The sequence below is a fragment of the Microbacterium sp. LCT-H2 genome, assembly GCF_001866135.1.
Taxonomy (GTDB): domain Bacteria; phylum Actinomycetota; class Actinomycetes; order Actinomycetales; family Microbacteriaceae; genus Microbacterium.
On the sequence record NZ_MODW01000001.1, the window covers coordinates 100641 to 115986 of the forward strand.

The following is a 15346-nucleotide window of genomic DNA, read 5'->3' on the forward strand; positions in this document are numbered from 1 at the left end:
GGGGAGAAGAGCGGGGGAACGGATGCGAGAGCGAGCTCACGGAGCCCGGCATCCGGTGCAGAAGAGGGGCGGAGGCTCTAGGAGAGCGGGCGCGCCGGGGTCGAGCCGAGGGTGGCGATCCGCGCGGTGGCGATCGTGGTCATGGTGTCCTCCTCAAGGGCTCGGCGAGGTCGTCCGGTTGGCGCGACAGCCCATCAGCCTATTCCTGTGAACGAGCTGAGCGCAAGGGGAATTCCCGGGACGGCGAAGAGCCCGCCCCGTTCGGGGCGGGCTCTTCGGGTCGAGCGGTCAGCGGGCGGCGCGTTCGCGCGCCAGAAGACTCTCCTTCACGGGCAGCCCCCAGGCGAAGCCGCCGAGGGAGCCGTCCGTGCGGAGCACCCGATGGCAGGGCACGAACAGGGCCGGGGCGTTTCGCGCGCAGATCGACGCCGCCGCCCGCACCGCCTGGGGATTGCCGAGTCGGGCCGCGAAGCCCGTGTAGGTCAGGGACTCCCCCGGCGCGATGGTGCGCAGCGCCGCCCAGCCGGCGAGCTGGAGGGCGGTGCCCGTCTGCGCGACCGCGACCGCGTCGATCGCCGCGACGTCGCCCGCGTAGTACGCGCGGACAGCGCCCGCCGCGTCCGTCTCGGCCTCGCGCACGGCGTCGGGGCGGACCCGGGCGGGCAGCCGGCCGAGGATGGCCTCCACGTCGTCCGTCCAGCCGGACACGAGCACCCGCTGGCGCTCGTCGGCGAGGATCGTGAAGGGACCGTCGGCGGTCTCGAGGGTCTGGATGAGAGCGGTCATGGGGTCTCCTCGGTGTCGGATGGGATGCCGTGGGTTGGCCGGACGGCGGATCTGCGCCGCGGTCCGGCAGGACGGATCGGTGCGGCACGCCACAGGTGCGCGCTGAGATAGCTCCGCCACGGTGCGGTGCGCTCCGCCCAGGCGGTGAGGGACTTCGGTTCGGCGGGCAGCCCAGACGCGGCAGCACCGGCGCGGAGGGCCACGTCGCCGGGGAGCAGCACGTCCGGATCGCCGAGCACCCGCATCCACACGTAGTCGGCGGTCCAAGGTCCGATGCCGGGCATCGCGAGGAGGGCGGCGCGCTGCGTGGGGCCGTCATCGCCCACGGTGAGAGTCAGACTCCCGTCCGCCAGAGCGGCGGCGGCTCCCGTGACGGCGCGGATCCGGGCGGCGGGCCCCCGCAGCACCTCGGCGCCGTGGGCCGCGATGGCTGACATCGTCGGGAACAGAAGGCCGTCGGGGGTCCGCTCCCCCAGCGCGTCGGTGAGGGCGGTCAGCGCCGTACGGGCGGCGACGACCGTGATCTGCTGCCCGATCATCGCGCGGATGAGCATCTCGTGCGGATCGGCTGCCCCGGGCACGCGGATGCCGGGGGTCCGCGCCACGAGGGGGGCGAGGGGCGGGTGCGCGGCCAGGGCCTCGTCGATCGCGAGGGGGTCGGCGTCGAGGTCGAAGATGCGGCGCGCCGTGGCCACCAGCGGCGCGAGGTCGCCGAGCTGCGCGACCCGGGCCCGCAGGTGCAGCCGCTCCGTCTCCTCCTGACGCACCTCGAACCACGCGGGGCCGCCCGGCATCCGGAGGCGGCGGGAGAACGAGGTCGCCGTGGCCTCCTCGACCCCCGTCACGGCTCGCGCGGCCATCCACGCGAAGACTCCGGCCGCATCCAGGGGGCCCCGGTACGGCAGGACGAGGTCGATCGTTCCGGGTACGGCCGCGGAGGGCGTGCGGCGGCGGGCACGCAGCTCCCCCGGCGTGAGACCGAAGACCTCGCGGATCGTGTCGTTGCCCTGGCGGATGCTGTGGAACCCGGCGGCGAAGGCGACATCGGCGATGGGCATGTCGGTTCCCACGAGCAGCATGCGGGCGGTGTGGGCGCGGTGCGCTCTCGCGAGTGCGAGCGGTCCGGCGCCGAGCTCGGTCGTCAGCAGTCGCGTGAGATGACGGCTCGAGTAACCGAGCCGCGACGCGAGTCCTGGCACGCCCTCGCGCTCGACCACGCCGGACGCGATCAGCCGCATGGCCCGGGCCGCGGTGTCTCCGCGGACGTCCCACGCGGGCGACCCGGGGGCGGCCTCCGGCAGGCAGCGCTTGCATGCGCGATACCCCGCCTCATGCGCCGCGGCACTCGTCGGATAGAACGTGACGTTCTGCGGCTTGGGGGTGCGCGCGGGGCAGCTCGGACGGCAGTAGATCCCGGTCGAGCGCACGGCGGTGACGAACTGCCCGTCGAAGCGGGTGTCCCGAGCGCTGATCGCCCGGTAGCGCTCGTCGAAGGAGTAGCTCACGTCCTCCACTCTCTCACCCCCGCACGGCTACGGCTGGCGGAAATCGGACATCGCGGTTCCCTCCTCGAGACCCCGCCTGCGCGCCGAGGCCCCGGCGTGCAGACGTGCGCACGCCGGGGCCTCGGCAGAAGACCGGGGTCTCGGTCAGTGGAAGAAGTGGCGCTCCCCCGTGAAGAACATGGTGACGCCGGCCTTGCGCGCGGCATCGACGACCTCCTCGTCCCTCACGGAGCCACCGGGCTGCACGATCGCCGTGACACCCGCGTCGATGAGCACCTGCGCGCCGTCCGCGAACGGGAAGAACGCGTCGGACGAGGCGACGGATCCGGCGGCACGATCTCCCGCACGCTCCACCGCGAGGCGGCACGAGTCGACGCGGTTGACCTGGCCCATGCCGACGCCGACCGTCGCGTTGTCCTTCGCCAGCACGATCGCGTTCGACTTCACGGCCCGGCAGGCCTTCCACGCGAAGATCAGGTTCTCCATCTCCTCGTCGCTCGGACGCTCCCCCGACACGAGCTCCCAGTTCTTGGCGACGGAGACGATGTCGTCGGGGAAGCGGTCCGCGTCCTGGAGCAGGAGACCGCCGGACACGAGGCGCACGTCCATGCGCTCCTGCTGCCAGTCCTCGGGGAGCTGCAGCAGACGAAGGTTCTTCTTCGCCTTGAAGACCTCGAGGGCCGCGGGCTCGAACGACGGCGCGACGATGACCTCGGTGAAGATGTCCTTCAGGTTCTCGGCCATCTTGAGCGTCACGGTGCCGTTCGCGGCGATCACGCCGCCGTACGCCGACACGGGGTCGCACTCGTGGGCGCGGAGGTGCGCGCTGGCGATCGGGTCGAGGGCGTTCGGGGCCGTCGTGGCGATCCCGCAGGGGTTCGCGTGCTTGATGATGGCGACGGCGGGCTTGACCATGTCGTAGGCGGCGCGCAGGGCAGCGTCTGCGTCGACGTAGTTGTTGTACGACATCTCCTTGCCCTGCAGCTGCGTGGCCTGGGCGATGCCGTGTCCACCCGCGCGGGTGTAGATGGCGCCGCGCTGGTGGGAGTTCTCGCCGTAGCGGAGCGTGGCGAGCCGCTCGGCCTGGATCGTCAGGTGCGCCGGGAGGTCGCCCGGGTCGTTGAGCGTGCCCTCGGCGAACCACTGCGCGACGGCCGTGTCGTAGGCCGCGGTGTGCGCGAAGGCCCGCGCCGCGAGCTCCCGCCGCTGGGCGAGCGAAGTGCCGCCCTGCGCCACAGCCGCGACGATCGCCGGGTAGGACTGCGGCGACACGACGATCGCGACGTTGGCGTGGTTCTTCGCCGCCGCGCGCACCATGGCGGGGCCGCCGATGTCGATCTGCTCGACGACGTCGTCACCCTCGGCGCCGGAGGCCACGGTCTCCACGAACGGGTAGAGGTTGACGACGACGAGCTCGAACGGCGCGATGTCGAGGTCGGCGAGCTGCCGCTCGTGGTCCTCCAGGCGCAGGTCGGCGAGCAGCCCGCCGTGCACCTTCGGATGCAGGGTCTTGACGCGGCCGTCGAGCATCTCGGCGACACCCGTGACCGCGGCCACATCCGTCACCTCGAACCCGGCGTCGCGGATGGTGGACGCCGTCGAACCGGTCGAGACGATCTCGACGCCCGCCTCCGCGAGCGCAGCGGCGAGCACGAGCAGGTCGGTCTTGTCGCTGACCGAGACGAGAGCGCGCCGGATCGGCACGGTGTCGCGATCGCGGTAGAGCGTGGGGTCGTGGCGGGGGCCGGCCATGATGGGCTCCTTCGTGCGGGGGCGTCGGGGGTCAGGGGGCGGAGGTCAGGGAGAGGTCGCCGGTCGCGATGCGCCGGACGACGTCGATGAGGAGCCGGCGCTCGACCGGCTTGATGCGCTCGTGCAGCGTGTGCTCGGTGTCGTCGGCCCGGATCGGCACGCGCTCCTGCGCGAGGACGGGGCCGGTGTCGACCCCGTCGTCCACGACGATCACACTGGCGCCGGTCTCCCGGACACCCGCGGCGAGGGCGTCGCGGACGCCGTGCGCTCCGGGGAACTCCGGGAGGTACGCGGGGTGGGTGTTGATGATCCGCGGTGCGTAGGCGGCGACGAGGGAGGACGGCAGCAGGCGCATGAGGCCGCTGAGCACCACGAGGTCCGGCGTCCAGACGGCGAGCTGACGACCGAGCTCCTCTCCCCACGCCTCGCGGCTCTCGTGCTCGTGCCATGGCACGGTGAAGCTGGGGATGCCGAACTCCTCGGCGTGGGCCAGACCGTCGGCTTCGCGATCCGCCCCCACGACGACGACCCGGGCCGGGAAATCGGGGTGACGAGCGGCCTCGAGGAGGGCGCGAAGGTTCGAGCCGGCGCCCGAGATGAGTACGGCGACCGTGAGCACGCGCCCAGTCTACCGGCGAGCCGATGACGCTCCGACCGGCGTCGCCGGGCGCCCGGAACGCCTAGCGGCGGTCGTCCTCAGCATGCTCCTCGGAGCCCCGTTCGGACATCTCCGCGATCCAGCGGTCGGTGCGCTCCTCCGCGAGCTCGTCGCGGTTGCGGGGCGACAGCAGGAGGATCGCCGCGCCGACGAGCACCTCCGCCCCCAGAGACACGGCGAACGGCAGGACCGCCGGACCGACGACCTCGAGTCGGCCCGGGCCCATCGAGCCGTTCGCGAAGGCGGCGGCGAGCGCGGCGACCCCGCCCGAGACCGCGGCGATCCCAACCGCGATCACCACACGCTGCAGGAGGCCGAGCGGCGTCCCCTCCCACACGAGCCGCGAGCGCACGGCCCACCCGGCGAATGCCCCGGCGGCCACCGGGATCAGGATGACGATGAGCATCCAGATCGAGGAGTTCTCCGGCAACAGGCCGAACGCCGGGATGCCGGGCACGACGCCGAGCTGGGTGCCGGCGGGCGACACAGCGGTCCCGGCACCGACCGCGAACCCGGGGCCGGCCAGCCACGCGGCCGCCCACACCACGAAGGTCGGCAGGTACGCGAGCTGCCCGAGGGTCAGCACGGTCGCCCCGAGGGCGTCGACCCGCGCCGCCTGGAACAGCGCGACGACCTCTCCGCCGCGCGTGAGGACCGACAGGGCGACGGCCAGGGCGGCGGCGCCGGTCACGCCCACGAGGGCGAACGCGGCGCCCCGCACGATCGCGGCGGGCACCGGCGCCCAGTCCTCCCGGGCGTCCAGGATGTCGTGGATGCGGTCGAGCAGCCCGCCGTCGCCGTCCTCCCACGCCACCCGCACCGCGCCGCACACCGCGCCCACGAGGTACACGACCGGGGGCAGCAGGATGGCGAGAGCCAGCGGGACCTGCGCGGCCCCGAGCGCCGATGTGAGAGCGACGACCGTCGAGATCACGGCGAAGACGACGGTCCCCGAGAGCGATCCCCCCACCCAGGCCCCGGACCGAGCGGCCCGGCCCCCGGAGCGAGCGGCGAGGAGCAGGGTGAGCAGCAGGAACGCCAACGGTGTGACCGAGACGACGAAGCGCGCTGCCTCCGCGGGGATCGCCAGAGTCACGAGCAGGGCGTCGGGGATCACGACCTCCAGCGGCACGCCGTGACCGAACTGCCACAGCGTTCCGGTGAGCGGCCACAGCGCGCCCCAGTCGGCGGTCACGCCGAAAGCGAGCGTCCACAGGAGCGTCAGCGGCGCCAGCAGCACGGCCAGACCGACGGCAGCGGTGATGGCGGCGTCGAGGGCGGCGAGGAGCGCGACGAGGAGGCGTTGCATAGCGCCTTCGAGACTACGACGAGTTCCTTCTCGGCCCCCGTGGGCGCGCGCGAGGCGGGCGACACGGTAGCGTTTCTCCGGAGGTTTCCCGATGACTACTGCCCCACCCGCCCCGGTGTCCACCGGACCCACCGGTACCCTGGACCGCTTCTTCGAGATCAGCAAGCGCGGATCGACGATCGGCACCGAGATCCGTGGAGGCCTCGTGACGTTCGTCACGATGGCGTACATCGTGATCCTGAACCCGATCATCCTGTCCGGAAAGCCGGACGTCGCCGGCGACATGCTCGACTTCAACGCCGTCGGCGCCGCGACGGCCCTGACCGCCGGCATCATGACGATCCTCTTCGGTGTCGTCACCCGCCTGCCGTTCGGCTTCGCCGCCGGTCTCGGCATCAACGCCTTCGTCGCGTTCTCCGTCGTCGGCCAGGTCACCTGGCCCGAGGCGATGGCGCTCGTGATGATCAACGGCGTCGTGATCGTGCTGCTCGCCGCCACGGGGCTGCGGAAGGCGATCTTCGATGCCGTGCCGTTCCAGCTCAAGATCGCGATCACGGTCGGTATCGGCCTCTTCATCGCCTTCATCGGCTTCGTGAACTCCGGCTTCGTCACCGCGACCGGTGCCTCGTCGCCGCCCGTCGGCCTCGGCGTCAACGGCTCCGTCGCGACGGTGCCGAGCCTGCTGTTCGTGATCACCCTGCTCCTCACCGGCATCCTCGTCGCGCTCCGCATCAAGGGCGGCATGCTCATCGGCCTCATCGGCGGCACCGTGCTCGCGGTCATCGTCGAGGCCATCTGGCACATCGGTGCCCGCGGCGTCGACGACGAGGGCAATGTCGTCAACCCCGGCGGCTGGGGCCTCACCGTCCCGGCACTGAACGGCTCCCCCGTCAGCGTTCCCGACCTGAGCCTCATCGGCGCCGTCGACTTCTCGTTCGACCTCGGCAAGGTCAGCCTCGTCGCGCTCGTGATGATCGTCTTCACGCTCCTCTTCACGAACTTCTTCGACGCCATGGGCACCATGACGGGCCTGGCGAAGGAGGCGAACCTCGCCGACGACAACGGCGACTTCCCGCGCATCAAGTCGGCACTGGTGGTCGAGGGCGTCGGAGCGATCGCCGGTGGTGCGACCTCCTCGTCCTCCAGCACGGTCTTCATCGAGTCCGGCGCCGGCATCGGAGAGGGTGCCAGGACGGGTCTCGCGAACGTCGTGACGGGCATCGTGTTCCTCATCGCGATGTTCCTCACCCCCCTGACCTCGATCGTGCCGACCGAGATCGCCGCCGCAGCGCTCATCATCGTGGGCGCCATGATGATGGCCCAGATCCGGCACATCGACTTCGGCGACTTCCGGGTGCTCCTGCCGGTGTTCCTCACGGTCTCGGTCATGCCGCTGACGTACTCGATCGCCAACGGCATCGGGGCGGGCTTCGTGAGCTGGGTGCTCATCCACGCCTTCTCCGGCAAGGCCAAGACCATCAGCCCGCTGCTGTGGGTGGTCGGCGCCGGCTTCCTCATCTTCTTCGCCCGAGGTCCCATCGAGGCCCTCTTCGGCGTCGGGATCTAGCCCCGCTTCGAATCGCGCACATGGCCCCATTCCGACACGGAATGGGGCCATTTGCGCGACTTGAGGGAGGTGGGAGCTCCACCGTCAGGAGGAGTGGGCCGGGGCAGACGGCTCGCCGGAATCGCGCAATTGGTCCCATTCGGCCGCGGAATGGGACCAATCGCGCGACTTGAGGGAGGTGGGCCGGCAGGAACCGGGGGTATGACGAAGGCCCCGGGGTGGAGCCCGGGGCCTTCAGGTCAAGCGTAGCTCAGATCAGAGCGACTCGATGATCTCGCGCATGAGAGCGGCGGTCTCGGACGGCGTCTTGCCGACCTTGACGCCGGCGGCCTCGAGGGCCTCCTTCTTCGCCTGCGCGGTACCGGCGGAACCGGAGACGATCGCACCCGCGTGACCCATGGTCTTGCCCTCGGGAGCCGTGAAGCCCGCGACGTAGCCGACGACGGGCTTGGTGACGTTCGCCTTGATGTACTCGGCCGCACGCTCCTCGGCGTCGCCGCCGATCTCGCCGATCATGACGATGGCCTTGGTCTCCGGGTCGGCCTCGAACGCGGCGAGCGCGTCGATGTGCGTGGTGCCGATGACCGGGTCGCCGCCGATGCCGATGGCGGTCGAGAAGCCGAGGTCGCGCAGCTCGAACATCATCTGGTACGTCAGGGTGCCCGACTTGGACACGAGGCCGATCGGGCCCTTGCCGGTGATGTTCGCGGGCGTGATGCCGACGAGCGCCTCACCCGGCGTGATGATGCCGGGGCAGTTCGGGCCGATGATGCGGGTCTTGTTGCCCTTGCTCTGCGCGTACGCCCAGGCCTCGGCCGAGTCACCGACGGGAACGCCCTCGGTGATGACGACGAGCAGCGGGATCTCGGCGTCGATGGCCTCGATCATCGCGTCCTTCGTGAAGGCGCCCGGGACGAAGGCGATCGACACGTCGGCGCCGGTCTCCTTCATGGCCTCGGCGACCGAGCCGAAGACGGGGAGCTCGACGGCGTTGCCGTCCTTGTCGGTGTGCGAGACCGTGGTGCCGGCCTTGCGGGCGTTGACGCCGCCGACGACCTGGGTGCCGGCCTTGAGCATCAGCGCGGTGTGCTTGGTGCCCTCGCCGCCGGTGATGCCCTGGACGATGACCTTGGAGTCCTTGTTGAGGTAGATAGACATAGCTCTGGTTCCTTGTGTCTCAGGCGATCAAGCGTTGGCGAGCTCGGCGGCCTTGTCGGCGCCCTCGTCCATGGTGGCGGCCAGGGTGACAAGCGGGTGCGCGTAGTCGGCGAGGATCGCGCGACCCTCGTCGACGCGGTTGCCGTCGAGGCGGACGACGAGCGGCTTCGAGGCCGTGTCGCCCAGCGTCTCCAGGGCGCCCTTGATGCCGTTGGCGACGGCGTCGCACGCCGTGATGCCGCCGAACACGTTGACGAACACGCTCTTGACCTGCGGGTCGCCGAGGATGACGTCGAGACCGGCGGCCATGACCTCGGCCGAGGCGCCACCGCCGATGTCGAGGAAGTTCGCGGGCTTGACGCCGTTGTGGTTCTCACCGGCGTAGGCGACGACGTCGAGCGTCGACATGACCAGGCCCGCGCCGTTGCCGATGATGCCGACCTCGCCGTCGAGCTTGACGTAGTTGAGGCCGGACGCCTTGGCCTTGGCCTCGAGCGGGTCGGCGGCGTCCTTGTCCTCGAGCGCCTCGTGCTCGGGGTGACGGATCTCGGAGGCGTTGTCGTCGAGGGTGACCTTGCCGTCGAGCGCGATGATGTCGCCGTCTTCGGTGCGGACGAGCGGGTTGACCTCGACGAGCGTCGCGTCCTCACCCTTGTAGACGTCGTACAGCTTCACGAACACGTCGGAGACCTTCTCGACGAGGTCCTCCGGGAAGTTCGCGGCGCGGGCGATCTCGACCGCCTTGTCCTTGTCGATGCCGGTCAGCGGGTTGACCTCGACGCGGGCGAGCGCCTCGGGCTTCTCGACGGCGAGCTGCTCGATCTCCATGCCGCCCTCGACGGAGCAGAGGGAGAGGTAGGAGCGGTTGGCGCGGTCGAGCAGCACGGAGAAGTAGAACTCCTCGGCGATGCGGGCACCCTGCGCGACCATGACGCGCTTGACGACGTGGCCCTTGATGTCGAGCCCGAGGATGGCCTTCGCGGCCTCGTACGCCTCGTCGGGGGTCTTGGCGACCTTGACACCGCCGGCCTTGCCGCGGCCTCCGGTCTTGACCTGGGCCTTGACGACCACGACACCGCCGATCTTCTCGGCAGCCGCCTTCACCTCCTCGGGGGTGTCCGCGACGATGCCGGCGAGGACCGGCACTCCGTACTTCTCGAAAACGTCTCGTGCCTGGTACTCGTACAGATCCACTGTGCTTCCTTCACTGGGCTGCGGTCTGGTCTGGTGATTCTCTCGATGTCGAGACATCGACCAGTCCCCCAGCCTACTACCGCAGGCTGAACGCTCCGACGCCCCGACGCCCTCCCCGACGCGCCGACGCCTCCGGTACGATTCTTGAGCGTCGAGGCAGGGGAGACGAGATGACGGACACCTTCGACTGGTCTGATCCGGTGGCGACACGCGCGCGCATCGAGCAGCAGGTGAAGGACGCGGAGCGCCGCGCAGCGCAGGCCGCGCAGGTGCGCGACGACATCGCGGGCGTGCGGGAGCAGGCGGCCTCTCCGGGCCGCGACGTCACCGTGACGGTGGACGCCTCCGGGCGCCTCGCCGACGTCGCGCTCACGGACGCCGCTCTGCAGCGCTCCCCCGCCGCCCTCGGCGCCCTCATCGTCACCCTCGCCGCCACCGCGCAGAAGGCGGCGGGCGCGCGGGCGGTCGAGATCGCGGCGGAGGCCTTCGGCGCGGAGGACGCGGCGGTCGCACATCTGCGTGAGGAGATCGCCGAGCTCCCCGACCCGAGTCAGGACGGCCGACCGCAGATCGAGTACCGCTGATGGCCGAGCTGATCGCCGTCGACACCGAGACCGTCCGCCAGCACGCCCAGCGCGTCGCGCAGATCGCCGCGGACGTCCGGCTCGCCGAGAACGCCGCCGGCTCGATGAACGTGGGCGGCGGCGCCTTCGGCGTGATGTGCGCCTTCCTCGTCCCCCCGGCGCAGCTCGTCTCGTCGATCGCCGCGGGCGCGATCACCGCCGCCGCGACGATGCTGGAGAAGTCCGAGGAGCAGCTCCGCGGCCTGGCGGACGACTTCGACGAGGGAGAGCAGCGTCAGCTCGATTCGATCCGCGGGCTGCTGTCGTCTGTGGAGGGCGCTCGCCGATGACCCCGCCGAACCCGCTGGTGGCGGGACCGATCGACCCGACGACGCCGTTCAGCGGAGCCGGTCTGCTCGAGGACGGCTACGACCTCGTGAACGCGATCGAGAGCGGGGACTGGGTCTCCGGAGGACTGGCGTCTTTCTCCGCCCTCGCGAACACCGTGGCCACGGCCATGGATCCGCTCGGCTCGCTGATCGCCGCCGGATTGGGGTGGCTGATGGACCACCTCGAGCCGCTCAAGGGCTGGCTCAACGACCTGACCGGCGATGCGGGCGAAGTCGCCGGTTTCGCGGCGACCTGGGGCAACATCGCGCAGCAGCTGCAGCAGGCGGGCGAGACCCTCGACGCCCGCCTCTCCGACGTCAGCTCGATGTCGGGCGAGGCGATCGCGGCCTACCTCCGGCTGCAGTCCGACGTCGCCGCCCACATCTCCGCGGCCGCTGCCTGGGCCGGCGGGATGAAGACCGGCATGGAGACCGCGTCCATGCTCGTGCAGATCGTGCACGAGCTGGTGCGCGACACCCTGTCGCAGCTGGTCGGCTCCCTCATCTCCTATGCGAGCACGCTCGTCGTGTCGCTGGGCACCGCCACCCCGTACGTCATCGCGCAGGCCACGAGCCGCGTCTCGGCCATGACCGCCCGGATCTCCGGCACCGTGCTCAAGCTCGTGGACGCCGTGACGGCCCTCACGAAGCACCTCGACGAGCTCAAGTCGCTGTTCCAGCGCCTCGGCGACCTCTTCTCGCGCGGCCCGGGCGGTGGGCATGGCCCGTCCGGCCCCGGAGCCCCGCACGGCCCTGACGGCAGCTCCCCCGGGGGCTCGTCCCCCGACGGCTCTTCGCCCGGCAGCTCCGGCCCCGCGAGCCCCAGCGTGCGCGACCAGAGCACACTCACGGACGAGCAGATCCAGACCTACCTCGACCGCAACTACCCGGAGTACGCCGACGACTTCGCGGACAACGGCACGCTCCCGCCCGACGTCCAGATCCCCAAGGGACCGGACGTGCTCCAGCCCGACGGGAGCATCGACTGGAGCCAGGTTCCCGGCGACGGGTACGTGCTCGATGCGAGCGGCGAGCCGATCCGGCAGCCGCACACTCCACAGGTGGGAGACGTCCTCGACCGCTACGGCCCTCCGGAGGGCCGCTACACGTCCCCGGTGCCTGAGAACGGCCCGTATACCTACGATCAGCGGTCCCTCCCGTATGTGGAGAACCCGGCCCACTACCACCGCTATGAAGTGGTCGGCGACATGTCCGATCTTCGAAGCGTCTACGACCGCGCTCCGCAACACGTCAAGGACGAACTCCTGGCGGGCGGATTCAAGCCCGAGTATCTGGGTTCGCAGGGCTACCGAGGAGACATCGCGCCCGGGTTCGGCTCGACGGGCGGCGGGGTGCAGGTCCAGCTTCCCCTCACGGCCGCACAGTTGATCACACTCGGCGTACTGAAGGAGATTCCATGACCGAGCTCACCTCCGACGACGTGCAGCGCATCATCGCCGATGAGAAGCTCACCGCCACCGCGAACTGGTTCGGCCCCACCGGTCGACCACAGTCATCGGCGTGGATCGACCGCGACGGCGACGCGTGGATCGTGTGGGAGACGGACGAGCGCGGCGGCAGATTCCACGATCCCGTCCGCTTCGACTCGGAGTCGGAGGCGTTCGACTTCTTCCTGCGGATCGCGCGCCGCTACCGGGCGTCGGACGCGCACGCCGTCCGACGGATCGAGGGCCGGGAATGACGGAGCTCTGGATCGGACCCGACGGCGTCGCCATCGATCGCGAGCCGCTCCCCCGCGGCGCGGAGGTGTGGGACATGTACGGGCCGCTCAACACGCGCTACGTCTACCTCGTGGAGAACGGACGGCCGGCCGCCTACCCGGAGCGCTCCCTGCCCTGGGTCGAGAACCCCGCGGCGTACCACCAGTTCCTCGTGGTCGGCGACTGCGTCCACCTCCGCGCGGCGTACGAGCGCTCGGAGGACGCCGTCCTCCGACGGGACCTGGACGACCTGGTGGACATCGGCTACTACCGCTGGGACGCCCCGATCTTCCGCGGCACGGTGGCCCCGGCCTTCGGCGACCCCGGCGGCGCGACCCAGCTCGTGCTGCCCCTCCCCCTCACGTTCTACCTGCGTCTCGGTCTGGTCCGGGAGCTGGCCGTCCCCGGAGCATCCGCATGAACCGCGACACCGTCCTCGCCGACCTCCGCGCGCGTGGCTCCGTCGGCTTCTGCTTCTTCGACGACCCCCGGGGCAAGACGAACGCCGTCGTGGTGTCGTACGGCAGGGAGGGCTACCAGACCTGGATCCAGGACGAGCGCGCGCAGCCGATCGAGGGGTCGCTGCGGGTGTTCGCCGCAGAGCAGGAGGCGCTGGCCGACTTCGCCCATCGTGTGCAGCTCTGGAACCGCGTCAGCGGGGTGCTCTCGCCGGGGCCGTCGGGCGCCGGTGCCGCAGCGGTCTAGGCTTTCGCCATGCACGAATCCGCAGAGCTGCGCACCGGGGGCGTCGTCGCCGCCGCGCTCGAACTCTTCAGCGCCCAGGGGTTCGACCAGACGTCCGTGGAGCAGATCGCCAAGGCCGCCGGCGTCTCCCGGTCGACCTTCTTCCGGCAGTTCGGCGGCAAGGAGGACGTGGTCTTCGCCGATCACGAAGTCCTCCTGGAGCAGCTCCGGGAGTTCCTCGACGAGGGGCACGACGATCCGTGGGGCGCGGTCTGCGCCGCATCGGAGTCGGTGTTCACGCACTTCGCGAACGACCCGGAGCTCGCGCGACGGCGCTATCAGATCGTGCGGGAGGTGCCGGTGCTCCGCGAACGCGAGATCATCACCGTGTTCCGCTACGAGCGGCTGTTCGACGAATACCTGCGCAGCGCCCTCCCGGGAGTGGATCCGCTGGACGCGGTGGGCTTCGCTGCGCTCGTGACGGCGGTGCACAACCACGTGCTGCGGCAGCTCCTGCGCGGACGGAAGAAGGTGCCGCTGGCCACCCTCCAGACCGCGCTCGCGGATGCGCGTCGGCGGTACGGCGTGGGCGAGGCCGCCGACGCGGGCGCTCCGGACGACGTGGTCGTGGCGGTCTTCCCCCGGTCGATGCCGATCGCCGAGGTGACGAGGAGGCTCCGCTCCGAGCTCGACTGAGTCGACCGAGGCGGTCCTGGTACCGAGTATCGAGGAGTACGATACCTGGTGTCACGAAGGAGCACCCATGAGCACCGAAGCCTCTCCCTTCCCCGGCGAGCGCGTCTCGTCCTACGACGTCACCGGGCGACAGGACAGCGACTACTACGCGGTCTTCACCGACATCCCCGCCGCCGACCGGAAGGCCTGGGACCGCGCGAAGGCGTATGTCGACGAGGTCGCTCCGCAGATGGCCGAGGCGTGGGACCGTGCCGAGTACCCGCTCGACGCCGCCCGCCGCATGGGCGAGATGGACCTCGTCGTCGACGGCGTCGACCACCCCGCATTGACCCGGCTCTCCCCGCTCGCCGCAGGCCTGGTCAACATGGAGATCTCGCGCGGCGACGGCTCCCTCGGCACGATCCTCGCGGTGCAGGGCGGGCTCGCGCTGCGGACGCTCGCGCTGTTCGGCTCGCCCGCCCAGCAGGACCGCTGGCTCACGGCACTCGCCGACGGCTCGGTGCTCGGGTCCTTCGCCCTGACCGAGCCCGACCACGGCTCCGACTCCGTCTCGCTGGAGACCGTGGCCCGCCGCGACGGGGACTCCTGGGTGCTCCGCGGTGCCAAGAAGTGGATCGGCAACGGCGCCTCGGGCGGCATCACGTTCGTCTGGGCACGGGTCGAGGACGAGTCCGCCGCCGAGCACGGGGCGGTGCGGTGCTTCCTCGTCGAGCAGGACACCCCCGGATACACCGGCACCGTGATCCGCGGGAAGGCCTCCCTCCGCGCGATCCATCAGGCCCACATCCGCCTGGACGACGTGCGGGTGCCGCTGGACGCGGTGCTGCCGGGGACGAAGAGCTTCAAGGACGCCTCGACCGTGCTGTACGCCACCCGGTCCGGGGTCGCCTGGTCGGCGCTGGGTCACGCGACGGCCTGCTACGAGGCGGCGCTCGCCTACGCGAAGCAGCGCGTGCAGTTCGGCAAGCCGCTCGCGAAGTTCCAGATGGTGCAGGAGCGGCTCACGCACATGCTGGAGGATCTGACGGCGATGCAGCTCTACTGCCGCCGGATGGCCGATCTGGAGCAGGCGGGGGCGCTGCGGCCGACGCAGGCCTCGCTCGCGAAGTTCCACAACACCCGGGCGGCCCGGCGGATCGCCGCGACGGCGCGGGATCTCCTCGGCGGCAACGGCATCCTCCTGGAGAACGGCGTCATGCAGCACCTGGCCGACATCGAGGCCATCCACACCTACGAGGGCACCGAATCCGTGCAGGCCCTGCTGCTCGGACGCGACATCACCGGGATGAGCGCCTTCGCCTAGCCCTTCGAATCGCTCACTGTGCTGGATTCGGCGGCCGGATGCAGCACAGTGCGCGACTCGA

General features: G+C 70.9%; 16 protein-coding genes. 9 read left to right on the forward strand and 7 right to left on the reverse strand.

Annotated features, from left to right (window positions below):
• Positions 1-288 precede the first annotated feature (288 nt).
• The 5 genes from BK819_RS00425 to BK819_RS00445 form a co-directional block, all read right to left on the reverse strand.
• Positions 289-786, reverse strand: a complete 498-nt coding sequence (locus BK819_RS00425) for a methylated-DNA--[protein]-cysteine S-methyltransferase (RefSeq protein ID WP_071327441.1) — start codon at positions 784-786, stop codon at positions 289-291.
• Positions 783-2300: a DNA-3-methyladenine glycosylase 2 family protein gene (locus tag BK819_RS00430; protein WP_071327442.1), complete on the reverse strand. Its 1518-nt coding sequence runs from the start codon at positions 2298-2300 to the stop codon at positions 783-785. The genes BK819_RS00425 and BK819_RS00430 overlap by 4 nt, the downstream gene beginning before the upstream one ends.
• Positions 2301-2435: 135 nt before the next feature.
• A complete protein-coding gene (gene purH / locus BK819_RS00435) occupies positions 2436-4043 on the reverse strand; it encodes a bifunctional phosphoribosylaminoimidazolecarboxamide formyltransferase/IMP cyclohydrolase (RefSeq protein ID WP_060923212.1) in 1608 nt (535 codons plus the stop codon).
• Between the two features lie 31 nt (positions 4044-4074).
• Positions 4075-4662, reverse strand: coding sequence for a phosphoribosylglycinamide formyltransferase (gene purN, locus BK819_RS00440; RefSeq protein WP_071327443.1), 588 nt, complete (start codon positions 4660-4662; stop codon positions 4075-4077).
• Positions 4663-4723: 61 nt separating this feature from the next.
• Entirely contained in the window at positions 4724-6010 is a 1287-nt protein-coding gene (locus BK819_RS00445) for a DUF6350 family protein (protein WP_256209332.1), read from the reverse strand.
• A 91-nt stretch (positions 6011-6101) separates the two neighbouring features.
• Here BK819_RS00445 and BK819_RS00450 point away from each other — a divergent pair, with 91 nt between their 5' ends.
• Positions 6102-7577, forward strand: a complete 1476-nt coding sequence (locus BK819_RS00450; protein ID WP_071327444.1) for an NCS2 family permease — start codon at positions 6102-6104, stop codon at positions 7575-7577.
• Between the two features lie 255 nt (positions 7578-7832).
• Here the strand turns inward: BK819_RS00450 and sucD are convergent, their stop codons facing one another.
• Positions 7833-8735 (reverse strand): succinate--CoA ligase subunit alpha, encoded by a 903-nt coding sequence (gene sucD / locus BK819_RS00455; RefSeq protein WP_025103778.1) that lies wholly within the window; start codon positions 8733-8735, stop codon positions 7833-7835.
• A 27-nt stretch (positions 8736-8762) separates the two neighbouring features.
• On the reverse strand, positions 8763-9929 hold the full coding sequence (gene sucC, locus BK819_RS00460; protein ID WP_071327445.1) for an ADP-forming succinate--CoA ligase subunit beta: 1167 nt from the start codon (positions 9927-9929) through the stop codon (positions 8763-8765).
• A gap of 170 nt (positions 9930-10099) precedes the next feature.
• Here sucC and BK819_RS00465 point away from each other — a divergent pair, with 170 nt between their 5' ends.
• The 8 genes from BK819_RS00465 (at position 10100) to BK819_RS00500 (ending at position 15285) form a co-directional block, all read left to right on the forward strand.
• Complete coding sequence (locus BK819_RS00465; protein WP_062635924.1) at positions 10100-10513, forward strand: YbaB/EbfC family nucleoid-associated protein; 414 nt, start codon at positions 10100-10102, stop codon at positions 10511-10513.
• On the forward strand, positions 10513-10842 hold the full coding sequence (locus tag BK819_RS00470) for a type VII secretion target (RefSeq protein ID WP_071327446.1): 330 nt from the start codon (positions 10513-10515) through the stop codon (positions 10840-10842). The genes BK819_RS00465 and BK819_RS00470 overlap by 1 nt, the downstream gene beginning before the upstream one ends.
• Entirely contained in the window at positions 10839-12302 is a 1464-nt protein-coding gene (locus BK819_RS00475) for a TNT domain-containing protein (RefSeq protein WP_071327447.1), read from the forward strand. Before BK819_RS00470 ends, BK819_RS00475 begins: the two co-directional genes overlap by 4 nt.
• Positions 12299-12583, forward strand: coding sequence for a hypothetical protein (locus BK819_RS00480; protein ID WP_071327448.1), 285 nt, complete (start codon positions 12299-12301; stop codon positions 12581-12583). Before BK819_RS00475 ends, BK819_RS00480 begins: the two co-directional genes overlap by 4 nt.
• Positions 12580-13023, forward strand: coding sequence for a glycohydrolase toxin TNT-related protein (locus tag BK819_RS00485; RefSeq protein WP_071327449.1), 444 nt, complete (start codon positions 12580-12582; stop codon positions 13021-13023). The genes BK819_RS00480 and BK819_RS00485 overlap by 4 nt, the downstream gene beginning before the upstream one ends.
• Positions 13020-13307 (forward strand): hypothetical protein, encoded by a 288-nt coding sequence (locus tag BK819_RS00490; protein WP_071327450.1) that lies wholly within the window; start codon positions 13020-13022, stop codon positions 13305-13307. The genes BK819_RS00485 and BK819_RS00490 overlap by 4 nt, the downstream gene beginning before the upstream one ends.
• Before the next feature lie 9 nt (positions 13308-13316).
• Positions 13317-13982 (forward strand): TetR/AcrR family transcriptional regulator, encoded by a 666-nt coding sequence (locus BK819_RS00495; protein WP_071327451.1) that lies wholly within the window; start codon positions 13317-13319, stop codon positions 13980-13982.
• Between the two features lie 67 nt (positions 13983-14049).
• A complete protein-coding gene (locus tag BK819_RS00500; protein ID WP_071327452.1) occupies positions 14050-15285 on the forward strand; it encodes an acyl-CoA dehydrogenase family protein in 1236 nt (411 codons plus the stop codon).
• The last annotated feature ends 61 nt before the right edge of the window (positions 15286-15346 follow it).